General features: G+C 64.8%; 25 protein-coding genes and 1 other RNA gene. 12 read left to right on the forward strand and 14 right to left on the reverse strand.

Features of this window, described 5'->3' with window-relative positions:
- Positions 1–58: 58 nt before the first annotated feature.
- The gene (locus RR51_RS00005; RefSeq protein WP_039612284.1) at positions 59–529 is read right to left on the reverse strand and encodes an Lrp/AsnC family transcriptional regulator; all 471 of its coding nucleotides are present in this window, start codon (positions 527–529) and stop codon (positions 59–61) included.
- Between the two features lie 126 nt (positions 530–655).
- Between RR51_RS00005 and RR51_RS00010 the strand changes: the two genes are divergently transcribed.
- From RR51_RS00010 to RR51_RS00020, 3 genes are all read left to right on the forward strand, one after another.
- Entirely contained in the window at positions 656–961 is a 306-nt protein-coding gene (locus RR51_RS00010; protein WP_003259353.1) for a hypothetical protein, read from the forward strand.
- Positions 962–1,175: 214 nt separating this feature from the next.
- Entirely contained in the window at positions 1,176–2,861 is a 1,686-nt protein-coding gene (locus tag RR51_RS00015; RefSeq protein ID WP_039612285.1) for a GspE/PulE family protein, read from the forward strand.
- Positions 2,862–2,950: 89 nt separating this feature from the next.
- A complete protein-coding gene (locus tag RR51_RS00020; RefSeq protein ID WP_003259356.1) occupies positions 2,951–3,265 on the forward strand; it encodes a DUF2388 domain-containing protein in 315 nt (104 codons plus the stop codon).
- Positions 3,266–3,384: 119 nt separating this feature from the next.
- Here the strand turns inward: RR51_RS00020 and gcvP are convergent, their stop codons facing one another.
- From gcvP to RR51_RS00070, 10 genes are all read right to left on the reverse strand, one after another.
- The gene (gcvP, locus tag RR51_RS00025) at positions 3,385–6,258 is read right to left on the reverse strand and encodes an aminomethyl-transferring glycine dehydrogenase (RefSeq protein WP_039612286.1); all 2,874 of its coding nucleotides are present in this window, start codon (positions 6,256–6,258) and stop codon (positions 3,385–3,387) included.
- 193 nt (positions 6,259–6,451) lie between these two features.
- Positions 6,452–6,835, reverse strand: a complete 384-nt coding sequence (gcvH, locus tag RR51_RS00030; protein ID WP_039612287.1) for a glycine cleavage system protein GcvH — start codon at positions 6,833–6,835, stop codon at positions 6,452–6,454.
- 51 nt (positions 6,836–6,886) lie between these two features.
- Positions 6,887–7,969: a glycine cleavage system aminomethyltransferase GcvT gene (gene gcvT / locus RR51_RS00035; protein WP_039612288.1), complete on the reverse strand. Its 1,083-nt coding sequence runs from the start codon at positions 7,967–7,969 to the stop codon at positions 6,887–6,889.
- Positions 7,970–8,094: 125 nt separating this feature from the next.
- On the reverse strand, positions 8,095–9,717 hold the full coding sequence (locus RR51_RS00040) for an ABC transporter permease (protein WP_039612289.1): 1,623 nt from the start codon (positions 9,715–9,717) through the stop codon (positions 8,095–8,097).
- Positions 9,718–9,877: 160 nt separating this feature from the next.
- A complete protein-coding gene (locus RR51_RS00045; RefSeq protein WP_013974718.1) occupies positions 9,878–10,879 on the reverse strand; it encodes an extracellular solute-binding protein in 1,002 nt (333 codons plus the stop codon).
- A gap of 212 nt (positions 10,880–11,091) precedes the next feature.
- The gene (locus tag RR51_RS00050) at positions 11,092–12,309 is read right to left on the reverse strand and encodes a 2-octaprenyl-3-methyl-6-methoxy-1,4-benzoquinol hydroxylase (RefSeq protein ID WP_177328631.1); all 1,218 of its coding nucleotides are present in this window, start codon (positions 12,307–12,309) and stop codon (positions 11,092–11,094) included.
- A 9-nt stretch (positions 12,310–12,318) separates the two neighbouring features.
- Positions 12,319–12,804 (reverse strand): DUF4442 domain-containing protein, encoded by a 486-nt coding sequence (locus tag RR51_RS00055; RefSeq protein WP_013974720.1) that lies wholly within the window; start codon positions 12,802–12,804, stop codon positions 12,319–12,321.
- Positions 12,801–14,000, reverse strand: a complete 1,200-nt coding sequence (ubiH, locus tag RR51_RS00060) for a 2-octaprenyl-6-methoxyphenyl hydroxylase (protein WP_039612291.1) — start codon at positions 13,998–14,000, stop codon at positions 12,801–12,803. Before ubiH ends, RR51_RS00055 begins: the two co-directional genes overlap by 4 nt.
- Positions 13,997–15,331 carry a Xaa-Pro aminopeptidase gene (gene pepP / locus RR51_RS00065; protein WP_015272234.1) on the reverse strand — a complete coding sequence of 445 codons (1,335 nt, stop codon included), beginning with the start codon at positions 15,329–15,331 and terminating at the stop codon, positions 13,997–13,999. The genes ubiH and pepP overlap by 4 nt, the downstream gene beginning before the upstream one ends.
- Positions 15,332–15,352: 21 nt before the next feature.
- A complete protein-coding gene (locus RR51_RS00070; protein ID WP_013974723.1) occupies positions 15,353–15,907 on the reverse strand; it encodes a YecA/YgfB family protein in 555 nt (184 codons plus the stop codon).
- 181 nt (positions 15,908–16,088) lie between these two features.
- Here RR51_RS00070 and RR51_RS00075 point away from each other — a divergent pair, with 181 nt between their 5' ends.
- From RR51_RS00075 to RR51_RS00085, 4 genes are all read left to right on the forward strand, one after another.
- Positions 16,089–16,271, forward strand: a complete 183-nt coding sequence (locus RR51_RS00075; RefSeq protein ID WP_029886233.1) for a TIGR02449 family protein — start codon at positions 16,089–16,091, stop codon at positions 16,269–16,271.
- Entirely contained in the window at positions 16,268–16,588 is a 321-nt protein-coding gene (locus tag RR51_RS00080) for a cell division protein ZapA (RefSeq protein ID WP_003259368.1), read from the forward strand. The genes RR51_RS00075 and RR51_RS00080 overlap by 4 nt, the downstream gene beginning before the upstream one ends.
- A gap of 17 nt (positions 16,589–16,605) precedes the next feature.
- Positions 16,606–16,785, forward strand: a non-coding RNA gene (ssrS, locus tag RR51_RS28645) — 6S RNA.
- A 79-nt stretch (positions 16,786–16,864) separates the two neighbouring features.
- Positions 16,865–17,473: a 5-formyltetrahydrofolate cyclo-ligase gene (locus RR51_RS00085; protein ID WP_003259369.1), complete on the forward strand. Its 609-nt coding sequence runs from the start codon at positions 16,865–16,867 to the stop codon at positions 17,471–17,473.
- 18 nt (positions 17,474–17,491) lie between these two features.
- Here RR51_RS00085 and RR51_RS31160 read toward each other — a convergent pair whose 3' ends face one another.
- Entirely contained in the window at positions 17,492–17,644 is a 153-nt protein-coding gene (locus tag RR51_RS31160; protein WP_170033651.1) for a hypothetical protein, read from the reverse strand.
- A gap of 178 nt (positions 17,645–17,822) precedes the next feature.
- Between RR51_RS31160 and RR51_RS00090 the strand changes: the two genes are divergently transcribed.
- The 4 genes from RR51_RS00090 to RR51_RS00105 all read left to right on the forward strand — a co-directional run bounded on the left by RR51_RS00090 (position 17,823) and on the right by RR51_RS00105 (position 23,310).
- Positions 17,823–18,272 (forward strand): EVE domain-containing protein, encoded by a 450-nt coding sequence (locus tag RR51_RS00090; RefSeq protein ID WP_039612292.1) that lies wholly within the window; start codon positions 17,823–17,825, stop codon positions 18,270–18,272.
- A 247-nt stretch (positions 18,273–18,519) separates the two neighbouring features.
- Complete coding sequence (locus RR51_RS00095; RefSeq protein ID WP_039612293.1) at positions 18,520–19,479, forward strand: HlyD family secretion protein; 960 nt, start codon at positions 18,520–18,522, stop codon at positions 19,477–19,479.
- Positions 19,476–22,196 (forward strand): ribosome-associated ATPase/putative transporter RbbA, encoded by a 2,721-nt coding sequence (gene rbbA / locus RR51_RS00100; RefSeq protein ID WP_039612294.1) that lies wholly within the window; start codon positions 19,476–19,478, stop codon positions 22,194–22,196. Before RR51_RS00095 ends, rbbA begins: the two co-directional genes overlap by 4 nt.
- A gap of 1 nt (position 22,197) precedes the next feature.
- Positions 22,198–23,310 carry an ABC transporter permease gene (locus RR51_RS00105; protein ID WP_039612295.1) on the forward strand — a complete coding sequence of 371 codons (1,113 nt, stop codon included), beginning with the start codon at positions 22,198–22,200 and terminating at the stop codon, positions 23,308–23,310.
- 181 nt (positions 23,311–23,491) lie between these two features.
- On the opposite strand, the gene RR51_RS00110 is transcribed toward RR51_RS00105, so the two are convergent.
- Positions 23,492–23,896 carry a flagellar basal body-associated protein FliL gene (locus RR51_RS00110; RefSeq protein WP_003259380.1) on the reverse strand — a complete coding sequence of 135 codons (405 nt, stop codon included), beginning with the start codon at positions 23,894–23,896 and terminating at the stop codon, positions 23,492–23,494.
- Positions 23,897–24,065: 169 nt separating this feature from the next.
- On the opposite strand from RR51_RS00110, the gene RR51_RS00115 reads away from it, so the two are divergent.
- Entirely contained in the window at positions 24,066–25,043 is a 978-nt protein-coding gene (locus RR51_RS00115) for an NADPH:quinone oxidoreductase family protein (protein ID WP_039612296.1), read from the forward strand.
- Positions 25,044–25,157: 114 nt separating this feature from the next.
- Here RR51_RS00115 and RR51_RS00120 read toward each other — a convergent pair whose 3' ends face one another.
- Positions 25,158–25,808, reverse strand: coding sequence for a gamma-glutamylcyclotransferase (locus RR51_RS00120; protein WP_039612297.1), 651 nt, complete (start codon positions 25,806–25,808; stop codon positions 25,158–25,160).
- Positions 25,809–25,949 lie beyond the last annotated feature (141 nt).

Consider the following 25,949-nt stretch of genomic DNA (forward strand, 5'->3'; position numbering starts at 1 on the left):
TCGCGCTGCTCTCTGGCTCACTGATAACCCTGTGGGAGCGGGTTTACCCGCGAATGCCTCAGCGCGACAGTGGCAGGCTGGTGGTGGACTTGATCTCCGACAGCGCCACGATCGAGTTCACCTCCTGAATCCCCGGCACGTTCGACAGCTTTTCGAAGAAGAACCGTTCATAAGCCTCGATATCCGGGGTGACGATGCGCAACAGAAAGTCCACCGACCCCATCAGCACATAACACTCCAGCACCTCCGGAAACCCGCGGATCGCGTCGGTGAACTCTGTGAAGTTGGAGCGCCCGTGGGCGTTCAGTTTCACCTCGGCGAAAATCTGCGTGTTCAGGCCGACCTTCTTGCGGTCCAGCAAGGTCACCTGCCCACGAATCACTCCCTCCTCCTTCAACCGCTGGATACGCCGCCAGCACGGCGATTGCGACAGCCCCACGCGTTCGGCGATCTGCGCGCTGGACAGCGAAGCGTCCTCCTGCAGCAGTTCAAGGATACGGCGGTCGTAGGCATCCAGATCGCTGTGCATAAACAATTCTCCGGAGAATAACTTTATGAATAGATCAATTCGCCAATACAGCGAAATGATCAAATCATAGCGAAAAAATACCGCCACCAACGTGCAAGAATTTCCCCAACATTTGCGGAGACCAGCATGAACGCACAGCCCCGTACCGACGCCTGGGCCGCCAGCAGCGCCCACAGCACCGTGCACTATCGCCTGCAGGCCGAGGCCGAGCCTGACAGCCTGTGCCGGGTGCTCAACCTGTTTGCCTTGCAGTTCCTGACCCCGCACAGCGTGCAGGTCAGCCAGCAGGATGACTGGTTGGATATCGAGGTCGGCATCGGCGGCCTGAGCTGGCACCGGGCTGAGGTGATTGCGCAAAAACTGCGTAACCTGGTGTGTGTGGGTGAAGTGAGCCTGAGCAACCTGCAGCGGGTGGAGCTGGCGGTGGTCTGAGCCATGCTCGGTGCTTGTGCCGGCCTCTTCGCGGGTAAACCCGCTCCCACAGGTACTGCACAACATTCAAGTTTGTGCGGTCCTGTGGGAGCGGGTTTACCCGCGAAGAGGCCGGCACAAGCAAAGCAAAATTTCGAAACCTTTCACCCTCGGTAACCCTCCCTCGCCCGGCTAGCCTTGATCAGCACTCCCCTATCAGGCACGGACGCCAACCATGCATACCCCCGACAACCCGGCACTCGACCTCAAGCGCGTGCTCCAGGTCCTGCTCGCCGACCAGCACCTGTACGCCAACGACACCCTGCAGGTACTCGAGCACGCCGCCAATCACCCCACCGCCCACCCGCTGGAACAGATCGCCGCCTGCGCCCTGGAAGACCGCCGGCACCCTGGCCAGTCCCTGGACCTGGACCGCCTCTGCCAATGGCTGGCCAACAAGGTCGGCCAGCCCTACCTGCGCATCGACCCGCTGCAACTGGACCTGCCCCAGGTCACCGGCCTGATATCCCCGGCCTTCGCCCAGCGCCACGGCATCCTTATCGTCGCCGCAGACGCCTCCAGCGTCACCGTCGCCAGCGCCCAGCCCTACCAGGACGACTGGCTGGCCGACCTCACCCGCAGCCTGGGCCGGCCGATCCGGCGCGTTCTGGCCAGCCCGCAGCAGGTCCGCCAGGCAGGGCAGTCGTTCCACCGCCTGGCCCAATCGGTAAAGGGCGCGCAACACCAGCAGTCAGCCAGCCTGGGCGAACTCGAACAGCTGCTGGAGCTGGGCAAGCGCCAGGCCGAGGCCAGTGCGGACGACGCGCACATCGTGCATATCGTCGACTGGCTGCTGCAGTACGCCATCGAGCAACGCGCCAGCGATATCCACCTGGAACCACGCCGCGAACAGGGCCAGCTGCGCTACCGCATCGACGGCCTGCTGCACAACGTCTATGCCTTCCCTGCCGGCGTGACCTTGGCGCTGGTCAGCCGCCTGAAACACCTGGGGCGCATGGACGTCGCGGAAAAGCGCCGGCCGCAGGATGGCCGGCTGCAAAGCCGCCTGCCTGGCGGCGGCGAGGTGGAACTGCGGCTGTCGACCTTGCCGACGCCGTTCGGCGAGAAACTGGTGCTGCGCCTGTTCGACCCGCATCAGTTGCAAGAAGGCTTCGACCGGCTCGGCCTGGACGGGGCGCAACTGGACCAGTGGCAAGGCCTGCTGCATCATCGTCAGGGCATCATCCTGGTTACCGGCCCTACCGGGTCCGGCAAGACCAGCACGCTCTACGCCAGCCTCAAGCTGCTGGCCACGCCGCAGGTCAACCTGTGCACCATCGAAGACCCGATCGAGCGCCTGGAACCCGCCTTCAACCAGTTGCAGGTGCAACCCGCCCTGGACCTGGGATTCGCCAATGGTGTGCGGGCCATGCTGCGCCAGGACCCGGACATCATCATGATCGGCGAAATCCGTGATCGCGAGACCGCCCTGGTGGCGGTGCAGGCAGCCCTGACCGGGCACCTGGTGCTGTCGACCCTGCATACCAACGACGCCTGTGGCGCGATCACCCGCCTGCAGGAACTGGGTGTGGCCGACTACCTGATCAAGGCGACGCTGGTGGGGGTCATGGCCCAGCGACTGGTGCGCACACTGTGCGCGGATTGCCGGGGTGATACAGCGCTGCGCGAAGGGCAGCCATGCCGTACCTGTCGTGGCACGGGGTTCCATGGCCGCACAGGGTTGTTCGAGCTGCTGATACCCAGCGACAGCCTGCGCGCCCTGATAGGCCCGGACAGCGATCTGGCCAGTTTGCGTCGTCAGGCCGTGGCCGACGGATTGCTCGATCTGCGTCGCTGCGGCGATGCCAAGGTAGCCTGCGGGCAGACCCGCCAAGAGGAAGTGCTACGGGCCTGTTCCTGAGCAAAAATCCTTTGTATTCAAGGAACTTGCACCCCTGCGACAGGATCAAATCGCGCATCTTCAACCCTCACCCTTCGAGGTGTTTCAACATGCGTTTCAAAACCGCCATCGCTGCCGCTGCCTTGCTTTCGCTGCCTATCGGCTCGGCCATGGCCGATACCTTCTGGCGTAACGTGATGACTACTGGTGCTACCACGGCATCGAGCTACCTGACTTCCGGGGATCACAAGCTGGTGATGGCGGCGCAGGATGACGCCGGCAGCTTCGTGGCCAGCGAAGGCGCGATCCGTGGGCCGTTCCTCGAAGCGGCGATTCGTCAGGCCCGCGCGGAGAACCCAGGGATGCAGGCTTCCGACATGGAACTGGCCAATGCCATCTTGGCCAAGAATGCGGTAGCCGAGTAACCGCGTCGCCTGCTTCGCGGGTGAACCCGCTCCCACAGGTACTGCACAGTATTCGAAACTTGTACAAGCCCTGTAGGAGCGGGTTTACCCGCGAAGGGGCGGGCACAGGCAAACCACAATTAGCGATACGCCTCCACCGGCACACAAGCACAGAACAGATTCCTGTCCCCATAAACGTTGTCGACCCGGTTCACCGCTGGCCAGTACTTGTGCTGGCGCACGTGAGCACTGGGCGCCACCGCCTGCTCCAGGCTGTAAGGCCTGTCCCACTCCGCTAGCACATCGGCCAGGGTATGCGGCGCATGCTTGAGCGGATTGTTCTCCGCCGGCCAGTTGCCCTCCTGAACTTCGCCAATTTCCGCCCTAATCGCCAGCATCGCCTCGACGAAGCGGTCCAGTTCAGCCTTCGATTCACTCTCGGTCGGCTCGACCATCAGCGTGCCCGGCACCGGGAACGACATGGTCGGGGCATGGAAGCCATAGTCCATCAGGCGCTTGGCCACGTCCTCTTCACTGATGCCGGTCAGCGCCTTCAGCGGCCGCAGGTCGAGGATGCACTCATGCGCCACCCGCTGGTTGCGCCCGCGGTAGAGCACCGGGAAGGCACCACCCAGCTGGCTGGCCAGGTAATTGGCCGAGAGGATCGCCACCTCGCTGGCATCGGCCAGTTGCGGGCCCATCATGGCTATGTACATCCAGCTGATCGGCAAAATGCTCGCACTGCCCCAGGGCGCAGCACTGACCGCGCTGTTGTTCGGGTCCAGGCCGGGTACCGGTACCACCGGGTGGCTGGCAACGAACGGCTTGAGGTGCGCGCGAATGCCGATCGGGCCCATGCCCGGGCCGCCACCACCGTGGGGGATGCAGAAGGTCTTGTGCAGGTTCATGTGTGAAACGTCGGCGCCGATATCCGCCGGACGCGCCAGGCCCACCTGGGCATTGAGGTTGGCGCCATCCATGTACACCTGGCCACCATGCTGGTGGACCACTTCGCAGATTTCGCGAATCCCCTCCTCGTACACGCCGTGGGTCGATGGGTAAGTGATCATCAGGCACGACAACCGATCCCCGGCCGAGTGGGCCTTGGCCTTGAGATCGGCCAGGTCGACGTTGCCATCGTCGTCGCAATCGACGATCACCACCTCCATGCCGGCCATTTGCGCCGATGCCGGGTTGGTGCCGTGGGCCGACGACGGGATCAGGCACAGCGTGCGTTGCGGCTGGTGGCGGCTACGGTGGTAGCGGGTAATGGCCATCAGGCCGGCGTACTCGCCCTGGGCGCCGGAGTTGGGCTGCATACAGATGGCATCGAAGCCGGTAATGGCGCACAGCCAGCTTTCCAGTTCGTCGATCATCGCCTTGAAGCCGGTGGCCTGGGCCGCCGGGGCAAACGGGTGCAGCTGGGCAAAGCCGGGCCAGGTGATGGGGATCATCTCGCTGGTAGCGTTGAGCTTCATGGTGCACGAGCCCAGCGGGATCATCGACTGGTTCAGCGCCAGGTCCTTGTTCTCGAGTTGCTTGAGGTAGCGCAGCATCTCGGTTTCGCTGTGGTGCAGGTTGAACACCGGGTGGCCGAGGAACGGCGTGCGCCGCACCAGGCTGGCAGGAATGCCTTCGGGCAGGGCCAGCTGGTCGAGTGCGGCTATATCCAGGCCGTGGTCCACCCCCAGGAAGATATCGAACAGGCGCAGCACCGTCTGCTCCGAGCAGGTCTCGTCCAGGCTCACGCCCAGATGCCCGCGGCCAAGGATTCGCAGGTTGATCTGGGCGGCCTCGGCGCTTTCGATGATGGCCGCCTGGGCACCGCCGACGTCCAGGGTAAGGGTGTCGAAGAAGTGCTGGTTGAGGCGCTTGATGCCCTTGGCCTCGAGGCCGGCGGCCAGGATGAAGGTCAGCCGGTGCACGCGCTGGGCAATGCGCTGCAGGCCTTCCGGGCCGTGGTACACCGCGTAGAAGCCGGCAATGTTGGCCAGCAGCACCTGGGCCGTGCAGATGTTGGAGTTGGCCTTCTCGCGGCGGATATGCTGCTCGCGGGTCTGCAGGGCCATGCGCAACGCGGTGTTGCCACGGGCATCGCGCGACACGCCGATGATGCGCCCCGGCATGGCTCGCTTGTAGTCATCGCGGCAGGCGAAATAGGCCGCGTGGGGGCCGCCATAGCCCATCGGTACGCCAAAGCGCTGGGTCGAGCCCAGCACCACATCGGCACCCAGCTCCCCAGGCGGTGCCAGCACCACCAGGCTGAGCAGGTCGGCGGCAACGCAGGCCAGGGCATGCTGGCTGTGCAAATGGTCGATCAGCGGGCGCAGGTCGCGCACCTCGCCGTGGGTATCCGGGTACTGCAGCAAGGCCCCGAAAACCGCGTGTTTGCCAAGGTTATCCACAGAGTCGACGATCAGCTCGAAGCCGAAGCCCTCGGCACGGGTCTTGAGTACCGACAGGGTTTGCGGGTGACAGTGCTCATCGGCGAAGAAGGCATTGCTCTTGTTGCGCGCCACCCGCTTGGCCAGGGCCATTGCCTCGGCGGCGGCGGTGGCTTCGTCGAGCAGCGAGGCATTGGCCAGGGCCAGCCCGGTGAGGTCGATGACCATCTGCTGGAAGTTCAGCAGCGCCTCCAGCCGGCCTTGGGCAATCTCGGGCTGATAGGGCGTGTAGGCGGTGTACCAGCCCGGGTTTTCCAGCACGTTGCGCAGGATGACCGTGGGGGTGATGGTGCCGTGGTAGCCCATGCCGATCAGGCTGGTCCAGACCTGGTTCTGCCCGGCGTAACCGGCGAGCTTGGCCAGAGCGGCCTGTTCGTCCAGTGCCGGCGGCAGGTCGAGGGGGCGGTTGAGGCGGATGTCTGGCGGTACGGTCTGCTCGATCAGCTCACTGCGGCTGGCGACACCCAGCGCATTGAGCATGGCCTGCTGCTCCGTGGCATCCGGGCCCAGGTGGCGACGCAGGAACGGGTTGAGCTCTTGCAGTTGATGCAGGGATGGCGACTGGGACATGACGACGCTCTCTTCCTGGAACAGCTCTCATGGAGACTTACAAGTCTAGGAAGGGATTGCCGATTCTGCGGGGAAAGTTGCTCGCAGGCCCGGCCTCTTCGCGGCTAAAGCCGCTCCACAGGGACCGCACAGGTATCAGACGCTGTGCAGTCCCTGTGGGAGCGGCTTTAGCCGCGAAGAAGGCGACGCGGTCTTACTCGCCGATCGCGGCCTTGTAGCCCGCAGCATCCAGCAGCTTGTCCAGCTCGGCCGGGTTGCTTGGCTTCAGCTTGAAGATCCACGAATCGTAAGGTTCTTCGTTGAGAAGCTCAGGGCTGTCAGCCAGCTCTTCGTTGACCGCAATCACTTCGCCACCGACCGGGGCGTAGATGTCCGAAGCGGCCTTGACCGACTCGACCACACCGGCCGCATCGCCAGCGGCGAATACCTTGCCGACTTCGGCCAACTCGACGAACACCACGTCACCCAGGGCTTGCTGGGCGTGATCGCTGATACCCACGGTCACGGTGCCGTCGGCTTCCAGGCGAGCCCACTCGTGGCTTTCGGCAAAACGCAGGTCGGCGGGGATATTGCTCATGTCTTGAATTCCTCGATTGGCTCAGCGGTACACCCGCCGGTTAAATATTGTTCAGATCAAAATCTTGCCGTGGCGCACGAAGGTCGGTTTGACCACCCGCACCGGGTACCACTTGCTGCGAATTTCCACCTCGGCCCGGTCGCCGGTGGCCATGGGCACGCGTGCAAGGGCAATGGACTTGCTCAGCGTAGGCGAGAAACTACCACTGGTGATCTCCCCTTCGCCAATCCCGGCTACACGCACCACCTGGTGGGCACGCAGCACGCCACGCTCTTCCAGCACCAGGCCGACCAGTTTTTCCTGCACGCCGTGCTCGATTTCCGCCAGCAGCCCGGCGCGCCCGATGAAGTCGCGCTCGGCAGGCTCCCAGGCGATGCTCCAGCCGAGGTTGGAGGTGAGCGGTGTGTGGTTTTCGTCGATGTCCTGGCCGTACAGGTTCATGCCGGCTTCCAGGCGCAGGGTATCGCGGGCACCAAGGCCGCTGGGGGCGATGCCGGCACCGACCAGGTCGTTGAAGAAGGCCACGGCCTGCTCGCCGGGGAGGATGATCTCCAGGCCGTCTTCACCGGTATAACCGGTGCGGGCAATGAACCAGTCGCCTTCGGCAAAGCCTTCGAAAGGACGCAGTTCGCGGATCAGCGCAGCACGCGAGGGGCTGAGCAGGGCTGCAACCTTTTCTCGAGCATGCGGGCCCTGGATGGCAAGGATGGCCAGGTCTGGGCGGACCTGGAAGTCCACGGCAAAACCTTCACGCTGCCGCTGCAGCCAGTCGAGTACCTTGGCACGGGTGGCGGCGTTGGTGACCAGGCGATAGCCAGGTTGTGTGCGGTAGACGATCAGGTCGTCGATCACCCTGCCCTGTTCCTGCAACAGCGGGCTGTACAGCGCCTTGCCGGTGTCGTCGAGGCGGGCCACGTCGTTGGCCAGCAGACGCTGCAACCAGGCAGTGGCGTCGCTACCATCGACATCGATCACGGTCATGTGGGAAACATCGAACACCCCGCAATCGCTGCGCACCTGATGGTGCTCCTCGACCTGCGAGCCATAGTGCAGGGGCATGTCCCAGCCACCGAAATCGACCGTCTTGGCGCCAAGCGCCAGGTGCAGGTCATACAAAAGCGTGCGCTGTCCCATGGGTTTCTCCTTCCGGGCGTGGCGAAGCGGCGGCGGTCGATGACGTCGGGTCGTCAGCTCTTCTTGTGTAGGACCCGCCGCGCGAATGCCGCGCATTGTAGCCGCAAGGGCGCGGGCTGGCACCCTCAGTGACTGTGACCAGGTCGACGTGCCGAACGGCGGATCAGGCCGATGACCGGCAGCAGGCCCACCAGCACCAAGGTCAGTGCCGGCAGCGATGCACGCGCCCACTCACCCTCGCTGGTCATCTCGAACACCCGTACCGCCAAGGTATCCCAGCCGAACGGGCGCATCAGCAAGGTGGCCGGCATTTCCTTGAGCACGTCGACGAACACCAGCAGGGCGGCGCTGAGCGCGCCAGGCACCAGCAGCGGCAGATACACCTTGAAAAACAACCCCGCGCCACCGACGCCCAGGCTGCGGGACGCCTCGGGCAGTGACGGGCGGATACGCTCCAGGCTGCTCTCCAGCGGCCCGTAGGCCACCGCGATGAAGCGCACCAGGTAGGCCAGTAGCAATGCGGCCAGGCTGCCCAGCAGCAGCGGCTTGCCGGCACCGCCCAGCCAGTTGGACAGCGGGATGACCAGGTGGTTGTCGAGGTAACTGAAGGCCAGCATGATCGACACCGCCAGCACCGAGCCGGGCAAGGCATAGCCCAGGTTGGCCAGGCCTACTCCGGCGCGGATACCGCCCGTCGGCGCCTGGCGCCGGGCGAAGGCCAGCAGCAACGCCACGCACACCGTGACCAGCGCCGCCATACCGCCCAGGTACAGGGTGTGCAACACCAGGCCGACATAGCGCTCGTCCAGGTCATGTCGGCCACGCTGCCAGAACCACGCCAGCAGTTGCAGCAGCGGGATGACGAAGGCGCAGGCGAACACCAGCAAGCACCAACCGCTGGCCAGCAACGCCTTGACCCCGTGCAGGTGGTACAGCGCCTGCCCGCGCGGCCGCTCGTTGCCGCTGCGGCTGGCCCCCCTGGCACGGCGCTCGCCATACAGCACCAGCATCACCGCCAGCAGCAGCAGGCTGGCCAGCTGGGCAGCGCTGGACAGGCTGAAGAAGCCGTACCATGTCTTGTAGATGGCCGTGGTGAAAGTGTCGAAGTTGAATACCGCCACCGCCCCGAAGTCGGCCAAGGTTTCCATCAGGGCCAGGGCAATACCGGCGCCGATCGCAGGCCGAGCCATGGGCAGGGCCACGCGCCAGAACGCTTGCAGCGGGGACAGCCCCAGCACCCGCGCGGCTTCCATCAGGCCCTTGCCCTGGGCCAGGAATGCGCTGCGCGCCAACAGGTAGACATAGGGGTAGAACACCAGCACCAGTACGACGATCACCCCGCCGGTGGAGCGAACCCGCGGCAGGCGAATCGGCCCGAACACCTCGCGCAGGGCACTCTGCACTGGGCCGGCGAAGTCCAGCAGGCCGACGAAGACGAACGCCAGCACATAGGCCGGGATGGCGAACGGTAGCATCAGCGCCCAGTCCAGCCAGCGCCGGCCAGGGAACTCGCAGAGGCTGGTCAACCAGGCCAGGCTGACCCCCAGTACCGTGACGCCGAAGCCCACACCCGCCACCAGCGTCAGGGTATTGCCCAGCAGGCGAGTCATCTGGGTGTCGAGCAGGTGCGACCAGATCTGCAGGTCGATCGACTGCCAGGACAGCAGCAGGACGCTCAGGGGCAGGAGCACCAGGGCGGCGACCAGGGTGACCGGGAGGTACCAGCGGCGTTGGGGGGCGTGGGGCAAGGTTTGATTCTCGATTGCGATGGCGACCGCTGCGCGGTCGTTCGCGGGTAAACCCGCTCCCACAGGATCTGCACTGCCTTTGAGGGTTGTGCGGTCCCTGTGGGAGCGGGTTTACCCGCGAAAGGGCCCTTGCAGGCCCCGGAAGGATAAAGCCTGGCGCTTAGTTCCAGCCAGCCCGATCCATCAAGCGAATCGCTTCAGCCTGGCGCTTGCCAGCGATTTCAACCGGAATGCTGTCAGCCTTGAAGCTGCCCCACGCTGCCACTTCTTCCGATGGCTTGACCTTCGGGTTGGCCGGGAACTCCTGGTTGATGTCGGCGAACAGCTTCTGCGCCTCTTCACCGGTCATCCATTCCACCAGCTTCTTCGCCGCCTCCGGGTGTGGCGCATGCTTGGTCAGGCCGATGCCCGACAGGTTCACATGCACGCCACGGTCACCCTGGTTGGGCCAGAAGATTTTCACCGGCAGTTTCGGGTTCTGGTTGTGCAGGCGGCCGTAGTAATAGGTGTTGACCACGCCCACGTCGCACTGGCCGGCCTCGATGGCCTGGATCACTGCGTTGTCGTCGGAGAACACGTCGGTGGACAGGTTGTTGACCCAGCCTTTGACGATCTGCTCGGTCTTCGCCTCGCCGTGGGTTTCGATCAGGGTGGCGGTCAGCGACTGGTTGTATACCTTCTTCGCCGTGCGCAGGCACAGGCGGCCTTCCCACTGCTTGTCGGCCAGGGCTTCGTAGGTGCTCAGCTCTTGCGGCTTGACCCGCTCGGTGGAGTAGATGATGGTGCGCGCGCGCAGGCTCAGGCCGGTCCAGTCGTGGGACGAGGCGCGGTACTGCGACGGGATGTTCTGGTCGATGATGTCTGACTTGATCGGCTGCAGGATGCCCATCTGCTCAGCCTGCCACAGGTTGCCGGCATCGACGGTCAGCAGCAGATCGGCCACGCCGTTTTCGCCCTCGGCCTTGATGCGCTGCATCAGCGGGGCTTCCTTGTCGGTGATGAACTTGATCTTGACCCCAGTCTTGGCGGTATAGGCATCGAACACCGGCTTGATAAGCTCGTCGATGCGCGAGGAGTACACCACCACTTCGTCCGCTGCCTGGGCGGTGCCGCCGAACAGGGTCAGGGCCAGGGCGGCCAGTAGGGGCTTGCGTGGCAACATGGAAAGCACTCCTCGGATCGTATGAGAGGCGCAAATGGTAGTGAATCCCATTTTCCGACTCATCTACATAGGCGTTACCGGATGTTGCAGAGGGATAACAGTTGCAAGGTTCCTGTGGGAGCGGGCAAGCCCGCGAACACCGGCAAAGCCGGTGCCATACACCGCGTTGCCTGTTTCGCGGGCATGCCCGCTCCCACAGGACTCCAGCAAGCTCAGGCTTTGGCCAGATCCGGCAGGTCACCGCTCAAACCCAGCGCCTGCCGCACGAACATCGCCTTGGCCTCCGGCATCTGCTCCACCAGCTTCAACCCGCTGTTACGCAACCAGCGCAACGGCAACGGGTTGGCCTGGAACAACCGCTCGAACCCTTCCATCGCCGCCATCAGCGCCAGGTTGTGCGGCATGCGCCGCCGCTCGTAACGGCTCAGCACCTTCACATCCGCCAGCCGCTCGCCACGCTCACAGGCGTTGACCAGCACCTCGGCCAGCACCGCAGCATCGAGGAAGCCCAGGTTGACGCCCTGCCCGGCCAGCGGATGAATGGTGTGCGCGGCATCGCCGATCAATGCCAGGCCTTCATCCACATAGCGCTTGGCGTGGCGCTGGCGCAGCGGCACGCACACCCGAGGGTCGGCCTGCAGTACATCACCCAGGCGCCCCTCGAATGCCCGCTCAAGGGCCTTCAGGAACGCAGCTTCATCCAGCGCCATCAACTGCTCGGCATGCTCCGGGGTGGTCGACCACACGATCGAGCACCAGTCCTGCTGGCCGTCGCGGGTCAGCGGCAGGAACGCCAATGGTCCTTCGTCGGTAAAGCGCTGCCAGGCCGTGGCCTGGTGCCCGGCGCTGCAACGCACGCTGGTGACAATGGCGTGGTGCAGGTAATCCCACTCGCGGGTTGCGCAGCCGGCCAGGCGCCGCACTGCCGAGTTGGCACCGTCGGCCGCGATCACCAGCGGCGCACGCAGCTGGCGGCCATCGGCGAGGGTCAGCAGCCACTCATCGCCGGAGCGTCGCAGCTGTTCGAGCCGCGCATTGGGCAGCAGGCCGATATCGCTGTCATGCAGGCGCTCCAGCAGGCCATCCTGCACCACCCGGTTCTCGACGATGTGGCCGAGCACCTGGGCATGCACGCTGGCCGCCGAGAAGTGAATCTGCCCGGTGCCGCTGCCATCCCATACATGCATGTCCGAGTATGGCGTGGCACGCCGGCGGGCGATGCCATCCCAAGCGCCAAGGCGCTCGAGGATGCGCTGGCTGGCTGCCGACAGCGCGCTGACACGCGGCTCGAACGGGGCCTGGGCATCGAACGGCTTGACCGTCAGCGGGCCGCCGTCGAGCAAGAGGATTTGCAAGCCACTGTGGCGCAACGCCAGGGCCAGGGCGCTGCCGACCATACCGGCACCGACAATCAACAGATCTGCGCGCATTTCCATGCCTTACGCCAGCCTCGCTTGCGGCTTGAGCCGCACATATAGGGTTTTATCGACCCGCGCCACCAGCTCGCCGGCGCCGTCGCGGATATCGACCTGCAAACGCGGCAGGCACTTCTTGCCGGTGGCAGTCTGCTGGCGGATTTCGTCCAGCAGCGCGTCATCGACGTGGAGTTCGGCATACACCGGGCCTTTGCCCGGCGAAATGAAATCGATGCTGGCGGCCTTGTCCCAGACGATGTAGTCACGCCCCAGCTGCTCGATCAACAGCAGCATGTAGAACGGGTCGACCATGCCGTACAGGCTGCCGCCGCACTGGGTGCCGACGTAGTTGCGGTTCCAGCGGGTCAGCTTCATCGCCACCTTGACGCTGCGCAGGTCCGGGCTGATGTGCTGTACGCGGATACCAGCGCCGAGGTGCGGCGGGAACAGGTTCAGCCGCCAGCGCAACAGGCACGCCCGGCGCGCCAGCCTGCGCGTGTTGTCACTCATGCCTGACCTCGCGGATCGGGGCGGGTGCCCAGGCCCATGGCCTGGCGGGCGAACCAGCTTTTGGCCGGTGGCAGCAGGTCGAGCCCGAGCAGGCCAAGGTTGCGGCCGGCGGCCAGCAATGGCTGGCTGCTGCCGAACAGACGGGTGACCTGGTCGGAAAAGCCGATGGTCATGGCCTGGTCCACACGCTGGCGCTGGTGGTAGGCCTGCAATGTTGTCAGGTCGCCAGGCTGCTGCGGGCCGGCCAGCAGCGCCTCGGCAAGCGCCTGCACGTCACGCAGCGACAGATTGAAGCCTTGGCCGGCAATAGGGTGCAGGCTGTGCGCGGCGTTACCCAGCACCACCAGATGCGGCCGCACCTGCTCCTGAGCCTCGATCAGCGACAGTGGGTAGAGGTGCCGCGCGCCGACCTGGCGCAAGGCGCCCAGGCGATAGCCGAACACGCCCTGCAGTTCACGCAGGAAATTGCGCTCGTCGATGTCGGCCAGACGCCGCGCGTCCATGCCCTGGCGGGTCCAGACCAGCGCGCAGCGGTTATCCGGCAGCGGCAGCAGGGCCATGGGGCCTTCTTCGGTGAAACGTTCGAAGGCCTGGCCGCCGTGGGCCTCGCCCGGGGTTATGTTGGCGATCAGCGCGCTCTGTTGGTAGGGCGTGTGGCGCACGTGGATACCCAGTTGTTCGCGCAGGCCGGAACGGCCACCGTCGGCCAGTACAGCCAGGTCGCACTCCAACTGGGTGTCATCGTTCAGCAGCAGGCGGTAACCACCTTCGATGGCCTGCATCGCAGTCACTTCCGCCGGGCAGCGCCAGCTCACCACCTCGCTGTCCAGCCCTTGCCAAAGGCACTGGCCAAGCCAGGCGTTTTCCACCACGTAGCCAAGCGCCGGCACACCCTCTTCCCGGGCATCCAGGCGGGTGGCACCGAAACGGCCGCGGTCGGACACGTGAATCTGCCGGATTGGCTCGGCGCGATGGCCGATGGCCTGCCACAGGCCCAGATGCTGGTAGATCTGCTGGGTACCGAACGACAGTGCCGACGAACGCGCGTCGTAGCTGGGCTGGAAGCTGTCACCGGGGGCGAACGGCTCGATCAGCAGGATCTTCCAACCTCGCGCCTTGGCCCCCGCCTGCAGGGCCAGGGCCAGGCTCGCGCCCACAAGGCCGCCACCGATGATCGCCAGGTTTACCCGATTCATGCCGCGTCCTTGCGGGCGGCCTGCATCAGCGCCTCGATCTCGGCGACCGTGCGCGGCACGCCCGAAGTCAGGATTTCACAGCCTTGCCTGGTCACTACCACGTCGTCCTCGATCCTTACACCAATGCCGCGCCATTTCTTGGCCACGGCCTGATTGTCGGCACCTATGTAGATGCCCGGCTCGACGGTCAGCGCCATGCCGGGTTCGAGCACCCGCCACTCGCCGCCCACCTTGTACTCGCCCACATCGTGCACATCCATGCCCAGCCAGTGCCCGGCGCGGTGCATGTAGAAGGCACGATAGGCCTCGCTGTCGATCAGCGCCTGTACCTCGCCCGTCAGCAGGCCCAGTTCCACCAGACCCTCGGTAATGACCCGCACGGTCGCCTCATGGGCGTGGTTCCAGTGCTTGCCAGGGGCGATTTCGGCAAACGCCGCTGCCTGGGCCTTGAGCACCAGCTCGTAGATGGCCCTCTGCTCGGGCGAAAAACGCCCGCTGACCGGGAAGGTACGGGTGATGTCGCTGGCGTAGCAGTCGATCTCGCAGCCGGCGTCGATCAACACCAGGTCACCATCCTTGAGCGGGGCGTCGTTCTGCTGATAGTGCAGGATGCAGCCATTGCGCCCGGCCGCGACGATCGAGCCGTAGGCCGGCATCTTCGCCCCGCCCTTGCGGAATTCGTAGTCCAGCTCGGCTTCCAGGCTGTATTCGTGCAACCCGGCCCGGCAGGCCTGCATGGCTCGCACGTGGGCCCGCGCCGAGATGTCTGCGGCAGCGCGCATCACCTTCACTTCCGCTGCCGATTTATACAGACGCATGTCGTGCAGCAGATGATCCAGCGCAACGAACTCGTTCGGCGGCTGGGCACCCAGGCGGGCCTTGGAGCGGATCACGTTGATCCAGTCCATCAGCCGGCGGTCGAACTCGGGGTTGCTGCCCATGGCGCTATACACCCGCTCACGGCCTTCGATCAGGCCCGGCAGGATCTCGTCGATGTCGGTGATGGGGAAGGCATCGTCTGCGCCAAAATCGCGCACCGCACCTTCCTGGCCGGCCCGCAGACCATCCCACAGCTCGCGCTCGGGGTTGCGTTCACGGCAGAACAGCACGTATTCGCCATGCTCGCGACCCGGGATCAGCGCAATCACCGCTTCCGGCTCGGGGAAACCGCTGAGGTACTGGAAGTCGCTGTCCTGGCGGTAAACGTGCTCGACGTCGCGGTTACGGATGGCAACCGCGGCGGCGGGCAGGATGGCGATGCTGTTGGGGACCATCTGCGCCATCAGCGCCTTGCGCCGACGGGCATACTCGGCCTTGGGAATGTGGCTCATGGGCAGACTACCCCTGGTTGATCAGTGCAGCGATGGCTTGGGTGCAGGGGCGGCCGGCTTGGCCAGCTCGGAGAACAGCAGCAACGGCGCCACACGCAGGTATTCCATGACTTCCATGTAATCGCTCTCGCCATCCTCGGACTCCTCGAGGGCTTCCTGGACCTGGGAAATGGCCACCAGGTCCTGCAGCACTTCCTTGGCCTCGTCGGACAGGTCCTTGCCACCGGCATTCAGGCCGAAACCGGTGATGAAGCCCTGGCACCACTGGCCCAGCGCGGTGGCGCGATCGCTCAGGGCGGCGTCGTCGGAAGGCAGCAGCAGGACGATCGCCATTTCGTCGCTGGTCAGTTCGCCCTTGACCATTTCCTGCAGGCCGACCAGGGCGTTGCGCACAGTGTCACCGGGCTCGGTTTCCAGCAGCTGGGCGGCATCGGCCAGCCAGCCGTCGGCGTCGAAGCCGGCACCGGCGCAGCTGCGGCCGATCAGCAGGCCGTGCAGTTCGGCCGGGGTTACAGGATGGCCATTGCTGGACAGCAGCATGGCGAAGGCGATGTAGGGCGATTGGGTATTGGGCATGGGCAGCTAGGCGCCAGACGGCGCAATGACTAGAATGGAGACCTTGTATCCTAGCACCGGCAGGCGCGCCAAGACCATCGGCACTGGCCGTCGCCGCCCAGGGAGAGGCATCATCGCCAGGTGACTCAACGACGGAGCGAATCGAGTGCAACCCACGCAAGAGAACGACCTGCAGGCACTGATGAGCCGATTCGAGTTGCTGATCGAACGTGTCGAGCAACTAAAACGGCAAAATGCACTCCTAGTAGCTCAGGAAAAGTCCTGGCGCGAAGAGCGCGCCCACCTCATCGAAAAGAACGAGATCGCCAAGCGCAAGGTCGAGTCGATGATTTTACGCCTCAAGGCTCTGGAGCAAGACTCATGAGTTCAAGCAATAGCGTCACCGTGCAGATCCTCGACAAGGAATATTCGATCATCTGCCCGCCGGAAGAGCGCAACAACCTGGTCAGTGCCGCGCGCTACCTGGACGGCAAGATGCGCGAAATCCGCAGCAGCGGCAAGGTGATCGGCGCCGACCGCATCGCGGTCATGGCAGCGTTGAACATCACCCACGAAATGCTGCACCGCCAGGAAGACCGCAACGATGCCCCGGCAGGCGGCACCACCCGCGAACAGGTGCGCGACCTGCTGGAACGGGTCGACCAGGCACTGTCCGACGACGCGGATACCAAAATCGGCTGAGATTGGTATACTGGCGCCACTCCCTGGGGGATGCGCCAGTCGGTTATGTCCCTGAGCCGATACGCACAACCACGGGGGTTGCACGCTGGGGCCGGTGTGCATGTCCGCCCGACGGAAAGCCTTAACGCCCCCTGCAATCTCCACCTTGAACTTTCGGGTTCAAGGGCTACACCGATAGCGGTCTTATCGGGGAGCCTGAATTCTCTTGCCCGCCCCTTCCGGCGGGCAATTCGTATTGGCCGACCACGTCGGCCAGCACCTGGGATCGCCCGTGCCATGACCGACACCGCGCAGCTCACCCGCCCCCAGCTCCGTCGCCTGCTCCGCAATGCCCGCCGCGCCCTTACCCCTGCCCAGCAACGCCAGGCCGCCCTTGGCCTGTATCGCCAGCTGGCGCAGCACCCGCTGTTCCGACGCGCCCGGCACATTGCCCTGTACCTGCCCAACGACGGCGAGATCGACCCTTACCTGCTGCTGCGCGAAGCCCAGCGCCGCGGCAAGCGCACCTACCTGCCGGTGCTGCACGCCTGGCCGCGCACGCGCATGGTGTTCCAGCGCTTCGAGCAGGGCGAGAAGCTCAAGCCCAACCGCTTTCGCATTCCCGAGCCGGTCACCGAGCGCAAGCGCCAGCGCCCGATCTGGTCGCTGGACCTGATCCTGCTACCGCTGGTCGGTTTCGACGAAGTGGGCGGTCGCCTGGGAATGGGCGGTGGTTTCTATGATCGCAGCCTAGCCTACCAGGCGCGTCGCCAGACCTGGAAAAAGCCGTTGCTGTTAGGGCTGGCACATGAATGCCAGAAGGTCGAGCGGCTGGCTCAGGCCAGTTGGGATGTACCGCTGCAGGGGACGGTCTCGGACCGTGGCTGGTACCTGGCGCCGCGTTGAGCGGCGCCAGCGGGGGCATCAACGTTGCGGCTGGCTGGCGTCGACCGGCATCTGATAGGCGTTGTCCAGCTTGCGCTCCCAGAACCCTTGCGCATAACCGGTAGTGACCACACCCAGGCCGAAAATGAACACCAAGACCCACAACAGATCCGGCTTGTTACGTTGATTCATCGAAGATTGCCCCCCAGGCAAACTGTTCACGCTCGGCAACTTTCTGGGTATTGCCGGAGCATCGCGCTTTAAACGGGGCGCATTTTCCGACAACCTGCGTCTGCACGCAAACCTTGACGCCAACCGGCTGTCGGTTTCGTGCAACAGGTTATTTCAAACCTTTTCAGGAGCAGCACCCATGGCCTACTGGCTGATGAAATCCGAGCCCGACGAGCTCTCCATCGAAGCCCTCGGCCGGCTTGGCGAAGCGCGCTGGGATGGCGTGCGCAACTATCAGGCACGTAATTTCCTGCGGGCCATGAGCGTTGGCGACGAGTTCTTCTTCTACCACTCCAGCTGTCCGCAGCCGGGCATCGCCGGCATTGCCAGGATCACCCGCGCAGCCTACCCGGACCCAACCGCGCTGGACCCGCAGAGCCCCTACTACGATGCCAAGGCCACGGCCGACAAGAACCCTTGGAGCGCGGTCGATGTGGCCCATGTGCAAACCCTGCCACGGGTGCTGGAGCTAGGCTGGCTGAAACAGCAGACAGGCCTGGCCGAACTGCCGCTGGTGCAGAAGGGCAGCCGCCTGTCGGTGATGCCGGTGACGCCAGAGCAATGGGCGGTGATTGTCGCTTTGCGTTGAAACTGCGGCTAAGGTCAGATCTTGCTGACCGGCGCGGTCCCCTGTAGGAGCGGCCTTGTGTCGCGATGGGGCGCACAGCGGCCCCGGGATATCAGCGTCACCCCATGAATTGCCGGGGCTGCTTTGCAGCCCTTTCGCGACACAAGGCCGCTCCTACAGGGACTGTGGGGGCCTTTGATTGATATCAACACATCGCCAATGGCCGCAGGCCATGATGCAGTGTGCATGACCGCAAGGATGCAGACCGATGAACCGATACGCCCCCAGGATCTTCGCCACCGCGCTGATCGCCCTACTTGCAGCAGCCGGTGGGCTGGGGTACTGGAAGTCGATCCACGACCAGTTGCCCGAAGGCCTGAGCATGGGCAACGGCCGCCTGGAAGCCACCGAAGTGCAGATCGCCAGCAAAATCCCTGGCCGCCTGGCCGAGGTGCTGGTCGACGAAGGTGACAAGGTGTCTCGCGGCCAACTGCTGGCGCGCATCGACACCCGTACCATGGAAGCCCAGCGCAGCCAGGCCGAAGCCGAAGTGCTGCGCGCCCGGGAAAACTACGCCGCCGCCCAGGCCAGCGTGCAGCTGCGCCAAAGTGAACTGCTGCTGGCCAGCCAGGAGCTCAAGCGCGTGCGTGAGATCTTCCAGCGCAAATACGCTAGCCAGCAATTGCTCGACCAACAGCAGGCGCGCTTCGACACAGCCAACGCCGCCGTGGTCGCCGCCCGCGCCCAACTGGCGGCGATCAAGGCCGCCATCGGCGCCGCCGAGGCTCAGGTAGCGCAGCTCACCAGCGAAATCGACGACAGCAGTCTGCGCGCACCGATCAGTGGCATCATCCAGCTGCGCCTGGCCGAGCCCGGTGAAGTGCTGGGTGCCGGCGGCCGCGTGCTGATGCTGATCGACCCCAGCGACCAGTACATGAACCTCTACCTGCCGGCGGCCACCAGCGGCCGACTGACCGTCGGCGACCAGGCGCGGATCGTGCTCGACGCCCTGCCCGAGCGGGCGCTGCCGGCGAAGGTGGCCTTTGTCGCGGCCAAGGCCCAGTTCACCCCCAAGCAGGTGGAAACCCGCGACGAGCGGCAGAAGCTGGTGTTCCGGGTCAAGCTGCGCCTGACCGACCCGGGCGCCGTGCCGCAGGCCAAACCGGGCATGCCAGGCGCCGGCTATGTACGCACGGCTGAGGTGGACTGGCCGGCCAACCTGCAATGAGCGCCCCGGCACTGCTGGCCGAGGGTATCAGCCATCGCTACGGCGACCTGGTGGCCCTGCATCCCCTCGGGTTCAGCCTGCCGGCGGGCACCCGTTGCGCGCTGATCGGCCCTGACGGGGCTGGCAAATCGACCCTGCTGGGGCTGATCGCCGGCGTCAAGCGCCTGCAACAGGGCGAACTGCAGGTGCTGGGTGGCTCGATCCGCCAGCGGCGCCATCGCGCGGCGCTGTACCCGAAAGTGGCGTTCATGCCGCAGGGGCTGGGCAACAACCTGTATCCGGAGCTGTCGATCAGCGAGAACATCCGCTTTTTCGCCACCTTGTTCGGCCTCGGCCGTCGCGAATGCGAACAGCGCATGGCCAACCTGCTACAGGCCACCGACCTGCAGCGCTTTGCCGAGCGCCCGGCGGGCAAGCTGTCGGGCGGCATGAAACAGAAGCTGGGCCTGTGCTGCGCACTGATCCACGAACCAGACCTGCTGATCCTCGACGAACCGACCACCGGCGTCGACCCGCTGTCACGGCGGCGCTTCTGGGAGCTGGTCGAACAGGTACGCGCACAGCGCCCGCAACTTACCCTGCTGGTGGCCACCGCCTACATGGAAGAGGCCGAACAGTTCGAGCATTGCCTGATGCTCGATGGCGGCCGCCTGCTGGCCGCCGGCCCCAGCCATGAACTTGCCGCAGTCACCCCCAGTGGCAAGCTGGACGACGCCTTCACTCACTACCAGGGCGCGGGCAAGGCACAACACCCTCCGCTCATCATCCCGCCGCGCCCGGCCGCTGACAGCCCGGTCGCCATCGAGGCTCACGAACTTACCCTGCGCTTTGGCGATTTCACTGCTGTGAACAAGGTCAGCTTCGCCATTGGCCGCGGCGAGATTTTCGGCTTCCTGGGCTCCAACGGCTGCGGCAAGACCACCACCATGAAAGTGCTTACCGGGCTGATGCCGGCCAGCGAAGGCAGCGCCAGCCTGCTCGGCTGCCCGGTGGATGCCAGTGACCTGGCCACGCGCAAACGGGTCGGTTTCATGTCGCAGAGTTTTTCGTTGTATGGCGAGCTGAGCACCCGGCAGAACCTCACTCTGCATGCACGCCTGTTCGACCTGCCCAAGGCCGAGAGCGCCCAGCGCATCGACGAGCTGATCGAGCGCTTCGACCTGGTTGCCATCGCCGACCAGCCATCCGGCGCCCTGCCCCTCGGCCTGCGTCAGCGCCTGTCACTGGCGGTAGCGGTGCTGCACCGACCGGAAGTGCTGATCCTCGACGAACCCACCTCCGGTGTCGACCCGGCTGCCCGTGACGACTTCTGGCGCCTGCTGGTGGAGCTTTCACGCGAGCAGGGCGTGACCATTTTCCTTTCTACCCACTTCATGAACGAAGCCCAGCGCTGCGACCGTATCTCGCTTATGCATGCAGGCCGGGTGCTGGCCTGCGACACGCCGGATGCCCTGCAACGCCACTACCAGGGCAACACTCTGGAAGACGCGTTCGTGCGCTGCCTGGAACAGGCTCAGGAACTGGCGCCGCAAGCCACCGGCAACGCCGTGCTGGAACAGGCCGCCGCGCCTGCGCCGCCGCTGCGCCAGGGCTTCAGCCTGCGTCGCCTGCTGGCGGTGGCCAGCCGTGAGGGCAAGGAGCTGTTACGCGACAAGGTGCGCCTGGCCTTCGCCCTGCTGGGGGCGATGTTCATGATGGTGATCTTCGGCTATGGCATTTCACTGGATGTGGAAAACCTCGCCTTCGCCGTACACGACCAGGACCAGAGCCCGCAAAGCCGGGCCTACCTCGAAGCCTTCCGTGGTTCACGCTATTTCGCCGAACAGGCGCCCATCCGCGACACCCGCGAAATGCACCAGCGCCTGCAGCGCTCGGAAATCAAACTGGCACTGGAAATTCCACCCGGCTTCGGCCGCGACCTCTATGCCGGGCGTCAACCGGTGGTGGCCGCCTGGCTCGATGGCGGTATGCCGTTCCGCGCCGAAACCAGCCGCAATTACGTGGAAGCCGTGCACCAGGCCAACCTCGAGCAACTGGCCAAAGCCAGCCCACAGCCGCAGCCGCGCCAGGACCTGGTGCGCCTGGAAACCCGTTTTCGCTACAACCAGGATGTGGTCAGCGTGAACGCCATCGGCCCAGGGGTAATGGCGCTGATCCTCGCCTTCATCCCGGCCATGCTCACCGCGCTGGGTATCGTCCGCGAGAAAGAGCTCGGCTCCATCACCAACTTCTACGCCACACCCCTCACCCGCCTGGAGTTCCTCCTCGGCAAGCAGATGCCCTACCTGGCCGTGAGCCTGGTCAACCTGGCACTGCTGGTGGCGATGAACCGCTGGCTGTTCGCCGTGCCGCTAAAAGGCAGCGTGCTCGCCCTGGCCTGCGGCGGCGTCGCCTACCTGCTGGCTACCACCAGCCTGGGCCTGCTGATCTCGGCCTTCACCCGCACCCAGATCGCCGCCATCCTGGGCACCATGATCATCACCAGCCTGCCGACCATCCAGTTCTCCGGGCTGATCGTGCCACGCTCGTCGCTGGACGGCGCGGCGGCGGTGATGGGCCAACTGTTCCCGGCGGGCTACTTCCTCGATATCGCGGTCGGCACATTCACCAAAGCGCTGGGACTGCGCGAGCTGTGGCCGCAGTGCCTGATCCTGCTCAGCTTCTTTGCCGTGTTCACCGGCCTGAGCCTGGCCATGCTGAAGAAGCAGGAGGCCTGATATGTCACGCCTGAACCACACCCTGCGTCTTGGCCTGAAAGAGCTGACCAGCCTGCGCCATGACAGCGTGCTGCTGTTGTTCCTGCTGTATGCCTTCAGCGTGGCCATTTACATGCCGGCAGCCGGCTCGGTGATCGGCGTGCACAACGCCAGTGTCGCGATGGTGGACGAAGACCACAGCCTGCTATCGCGCAAGCTTGGTGAAGCCCTGCAACCACCCGAGTTCCAGCCCGCCGTGCCACTGGCCCCGCAGCGTCTGGACCAGGCCATGGACAGCGGCCAGTACACCTTCGTGATCAACGTGCCGGTGAACTTCCAGAGCGACCTGCTGGCCGGGCGCTCGCCGGAACTGCAGATCTATGTCGACGCCACGGCCATGAGCCAGGCGTTCATGGGTGCCGGCTACATCGGCCGCATCTTCGAACGCGAGTTGCTCGACTACAGCCAGCGCAGCAACACCCAGAGCCCGGTGGTAATAAACGCCAAGGCTCTGTTCAACCCCAACCTGGAGGGCGGCTGGTTCCTTGCGGTGATCCAGATCGTCAACAACATCACCATCCTGGCGATCATCCTCACCGGCACCGCGTTGCTGCGCGAGCGCGAGCACGGCACCCTCGACCACCTGCTGGTGCTACCGCTGACCGCGCTGGAAATCATGCTGGCGAAGATTGCCAGCAACGCGCTGGTAGTGGTGATCTGTACCTGGATTTCGCTGGTGGTGGTGGTCAAGGGCGCGCTTGGCGTGCCGCTGTCCGGTTCGATGGGCCTGTTCCTGGCCGTGACGGCGCTCTACCTGTTCGCCAGTACCGCACTGGGCATCTTCCTCGCCACCCTGGCGCGCTCGACGCCACAATTCGGCCTGCTGGCGATCCCGGTGATCATCCCGATGCTGTTGCTGTCCGGCGGCAGCACACCACTGGACAGCATGCCGCAGTGGCTGCAGTGGGTGATGCAGGGGTCGCCGTCGACGCACTTTGTCAGCCTTGGCGCCGCAATTCTGTTTCGTGATGCCGGTTGGACGGTGGTGTGGCCGGACATCCTGGCGCTGGCCGTGATCGGGCTGGTGTTCTTCGGCGTGGCGCTGGCGCGGTTTCGCCGAAGCCTGGCGTCTTGATCCGCGCATACCCGGCTCAAAATCTGAAAGATTGCGCGATTCCTGTGGGAGCGGGTTTACCCGCGAACACCGGCGCAGCCGGTGCCATGCACCGCGTTGGATTCTTCGCGGCTAAAGCCGCTCCCACAGGGATCGCGCCACAGTGCGGACTGCGCTGTTCCTGAGAGAGCCGGCTTGCCGGTCACTGCACGATCAGGTTGTTGAACAGCAAGTCTTCAACGATCGGTTTGCCCTCTTCGGCTTCCATCACCTGCTGCACCTGTTTCAGCGCTTCCTGGCGAAGATGCTCCTTGGCCTCGACGTTGCTCATGCTGTCCACCGACTGTTGGGTGAACAGCGCCACCAGCTGGTTGCGGATCAGCGGCTCGTGGTGCTTCACCGCCTTGGCGGCTTCGTCGCCGGTCACGCGCAGGGCCACGTCGGCCTTGTACACGCGCAGCCGCGGGCTACCGTCGAGGGCGTAGTTGCCCACAAAGGGCGGGCTCAGGCTGATGTAGGCGACTTTCGGCGCCCCTTCCTTGGCTTCCTCGCCCATGGCCGCAGCCGGCAGCAGCAGCGCCAGCACCATCAAGATCCACGCTTTCAAGAATTCGCTCCTCAATACAGTTGGTGCCAGCTTACCCAGCATGCCGCTCAAACCCAAGCCCGTGCTTGTGCCGCCGCTTATGCCTGCACATCAGGGCGCCCCATGCTCGTTGACCGGGCAGGCGGCCCTCCTACACTTATCGGCCACGACCCGCAAAGGAATAGCCCCGATGAAAGCTGTGTTGTGCAAAACCCTGGGCCCGGCGCGCGACCTGGTGCTGGAAGAGGTGGCCAGCCCGGTGCCGAAGAAAAACGAGATCCTGCTGGATGTGCAGGCCGCAGGGGTCAACTTCCCCGACATCCTGATCATTGAAGGCAAGTACCAGTTCCAGCCACCGTTGCCGTTCTCCCCCGGCGGCGAGGCAGCGGGCGTGGTGGCCGCCGTCGGGGAAAAGGCCGGCGCGTTCAAGGTCGGTGACCGGGTCATGGCGCTGACCGGCTGGGGTGCATTCGCCGAGCAGGTGGCGGTGCCGTTCTACAATGTGTTGCCGATCCCGGCGAGCATGGACTTCACCACTGCCGCGGCATTCGGCATGACCTACGGCACCTCCATGCACGCCCTGCGCCAGCGCGGCCAGTTGCAGGCGGGCGAGACCCTGTTGGTGCTGGGTGCGTCCGGCGGGGTCGGCCTGGCGGCGGTGGAGATCGGCAAGGCCATGGGCGCGCGGGTGATCGCGGCCGCCAGCAGTGCGGAAAAACTGGCCGTGGCCAAGGCAGCCGGCGCGGATGAACTGATCGACTACAGCCAGGCCAGCCTGCGTGAAGAGATCAAGCGCCTGACTGGCGGCCAGGGCGTAGACGTGATCTACGACCCGGTGGGTGGCGAGTTGTTCGAGCAGGCCGTGCGCGGGCTGGCCTGGAATGGCCGGTTGCTGGTGGTGGGCTTTGCCAGCGGGACCATCCCGCAGCTGGCGGCCAACCTGGTGTTGCTCAAGGGCGCGGCGGTGCTCGGGGTGTTCTGGGGGGCGTTTGCCCAGCGTCAGCCGGAGGACAATGCGGCCAACTTCCGGCAGCTGTTTGCATGGCATGCCGAAGGCAAGTTGAAGCCACTGGTGTCGCAGACTTATCCACTGGCAGAGGCTGGGGCTGCCATTGAAAAGTTGGGGCAGCGTCAGGCTGTGGGTAAGTTGGTGGTGCTGGCCAGGTAAGACAGTTCTGGCCTTTTCGCGGGTGAACCCGCTCCCACTGGGACCGCACCGCCCTCAAGGAAGGTGCAGTACCTGTGGGAGCGGGTTCACCCGCGAAGAAGCCGGCACAGGTGATCAAACATCCCGCAGGTTATGGCAGCGCCTGAAACGCGCCTCCAGGTTGCGATCGGGCATCTGGTGGCTGCGCAGGGCATTCAGGGTCTGTTCGACATAATCACGCGTGGTGCCATAGCGCCCCTTGGCACTGGCCAGGATCTGGCTGAGCAGGGTGTCCGGCAGGTTCCCGGCATAGCACGGCAAATGCCGCTCCAGCACGAAGCCCAGGGCCTGCACCTTGCTGCCATCACCCAACCGGCAGCTGAGCCAGTGCGGCCGGTACGCCGGGTACGGCATCTCGCGCTGCCACAAGGCCATCAGCGAATCGTCCAGGCTGCTGTCATCCAGCCGATAGGCAAAACCGCTGCAGGAGCCACCACGGTCCAGGCCGAACACCAGGCCAGGGGTTTCCGGGGTGCCACGGTGCTCATGCGACCACAGGTACAAGCCACGGTGGTAACCATGCACCCGCGCGCGCTGGCGCTCCACCGAGTTGCATTCCGGCCGCCAGATCAACGAACCATAGGCGAACAGCCACACCGGCCCACCCTGATGGCGAGACATGGTTGTCTTCATGGAGTTGAACAACTGTTCGCGAGTATGTTGCTGACCGAAGTCGAGTGTCGGTGGATATGAAACTTCCCAGGACATACTTTCAAGTGCCGACATAAGCTGCCGCCATTATCCCTGTGAACTACGGATGTAGCGAGATTCGATTAAGATGCGACCCCAAGCCTCTGTACCAGGGGCGCTTGCAGTAACCATAGGACAGAAGTGCAGGAATACTCAAGCCCTCCCGCCAGAGTTTCA

Source organism: Pseudomonas sp. C5pp (assembly GCF_000814065.1).
Taxonomy (GTDB): domain Bacteria; phylum Pseudomonadota; class Gammaproteobacteria; order Pseudomonadales; family Pseudomonadaceae; genus Aquipseudomonas; species Aquipseudomonas asiatica.

What these genes read in the sequence shown, in the direction of transcription:
- RR51_RS00045 (WP_013974718.1), bottom strand. Translation starts at nt 10,879, where the DNA reads ATGTTGCCACGCAAGCCCCTACTGGCCGCCCTGGCCCTGACCCTGTTC.
- RR51_RS00105 (WP_039612295.1), top strand. Translation starts at nt 22,198, where the DNA reads ATGTCACGCCTGAACCACACCCTGCGTCTTGGCCTGAAAGAGCTGACC.
- RR51_RS00070 (WP_013974723.1), bottom strand. Translation starts at nt 15,907, where the DNA reads ATGCCCAATACCCAATCGCCCTACATCGCCTTCGCCATGCTGCTGTCC.
- RR51_RS00120 (WP_039612297.1), bottom strand. Translation starts at nt 25,808, where the DNA reads ATGTCGGCACTTGAAAGTATGTCCTGGGAAGTTTCATATCCACCGACA.
- gcvP (WP_039612286.1), bottom strand. Translation starts at nt 6,258, where the DNA reads ATGTCCCAGTCGCCATCCCTGCATCAACTGCAAGAGCTCAACCCGTTC.
- RR51_RS00075 (WP_029886233.1), top strand. Translation starts at nt 16,089, where the DNA reads ATGAGCCGATTCGAGTTGCTGATCGAACGTGTCGAGCAACTAAAACGG.
- RR51_RS00005 (WP_039612284.1), bottom strand. Translation starts at nt 529, where the DNA reads ATGCACAGCGATCTGGATGCCTACGACCGCCGTATCCTTGAACTGCTG.
- RR51_RS00090 (WP_039612292.1), top strand. Translation starts at nt 17,823, where the DNA reads ATGGCCTACTGGCTGATGAAATCCGAGCCCGACGAGCTCTCCATCGAA.
- RR51_RS00095 (WP_039612293.1), top strand. Translation starts at nt 18,520, where the DNA reads ATGAACCGATACGCCCCCAGGATCTTCGCCACCGCGCTGATCGCCCTA.
- RR51_RS00080 (WP_003259368.1), top strand. Translation starts at nt 16,268, where the DNA reads ATGAGTTCAAGCAATAGCGTCACCGTGCAGATCCTCGACAAGGAATAT.
- gcvT (WP_039612288.1), bottom strand. Translation starts at nt 7,969, where the DNA reads ATGGGACAGCGCACGCTTTTGTATGACCTGCACCTGGCGCTTGGCGCC.
- ubiH (WP_039612291.1), bottom strand. Translation starts at nt 14,000, where the DNA reads ATGAATCGGGTAAACCTGGCGATCATCGGTGGCGGCCTTGTGGGCGCG.
- RR51_RS00050 (WP_177328631.1), bottom strand. Translation starts at nt 12,309, where the DNA reads ATGCGCGCAGATCTGTTGATTGTCGGTGCCGGTATGGTCGGCAGCGCC.
- gcvH (WP_039612287.1), bottom strand. Translation starts at nt 6,835, where the DNA reads ATGAGCAATATCCCCGCCGACCTGCGTTTTGCCGAAAGCCACGAGTGG.
- pepP (WP_015272234.1), bottom strand. Translation starts at nt 15,331, where the DNA reads ATGAGCCACATTCCCAAGGCCGAGTATGCCCGTCGGCGCAAGGCGCTG.
- RR51_RS31160 (WP_170033651.1), bottom strand. Translation starts at nt 17,644, where the DNA reads ATGAATCAACGTAACAAGCCGGATCTGTTGTGGGTCTTGGTGTTCATT.
- RR51_RS00085 (WP_003259369.1), top strand. Translation starts at nt 16,865, where the DNA reads ATGACCGACACCGCGCAGCTCACCCGCCCCCAGCTCCGTCGCCTGCTC.
- RR51_RS00015 (WP_039612285.1), top strand. Translation starts at nt 1,176, where the DNA reads ATGCATACCCCCGACAACCCGGCACTCGACCTCAAGCGCGTGCTCCAG.
- RR51_RS00010 (WP_003259353.1), top strand. Translation starts at nt 656, where the DNA reads ATGAACGCACAGCCCCGTACCGACGCCTGGGCCGCCAGCAGCGCCCAC.
- RR51_RS00115 (WP_039612296.1), top strand. Translation starts at nt 24,066, where the DNA reads ATGAAAGCTGTGTTGTGCAAAACCCTGGGCCCGGCGCGCGACCTGGTG.
- RR51_RS00020 (WP_003259356.1), top strand. Translation starts at nt 2,951, where the DNA reads ATGCGTTTCAAAACCGCCATCGCTGCCGCTGCCTTGCTTTCGCTGCCT.
- RR51_RS00055 (WP_013974720.1), bottom strand. Translation starts at nt 12,804, where the DNA reads ATGAGTGACAACACGCGCAGGCTGGCGCGCCGGGCGTGCCTGTTGCGC.
- rbbA (WP_039612294.1), top strand. Translation starts at nt 19,476, where the DNA reads ATGAGCGCCCCGGCACTGCTGGCCGAGGGTATCAGCCATCGCTACGGC.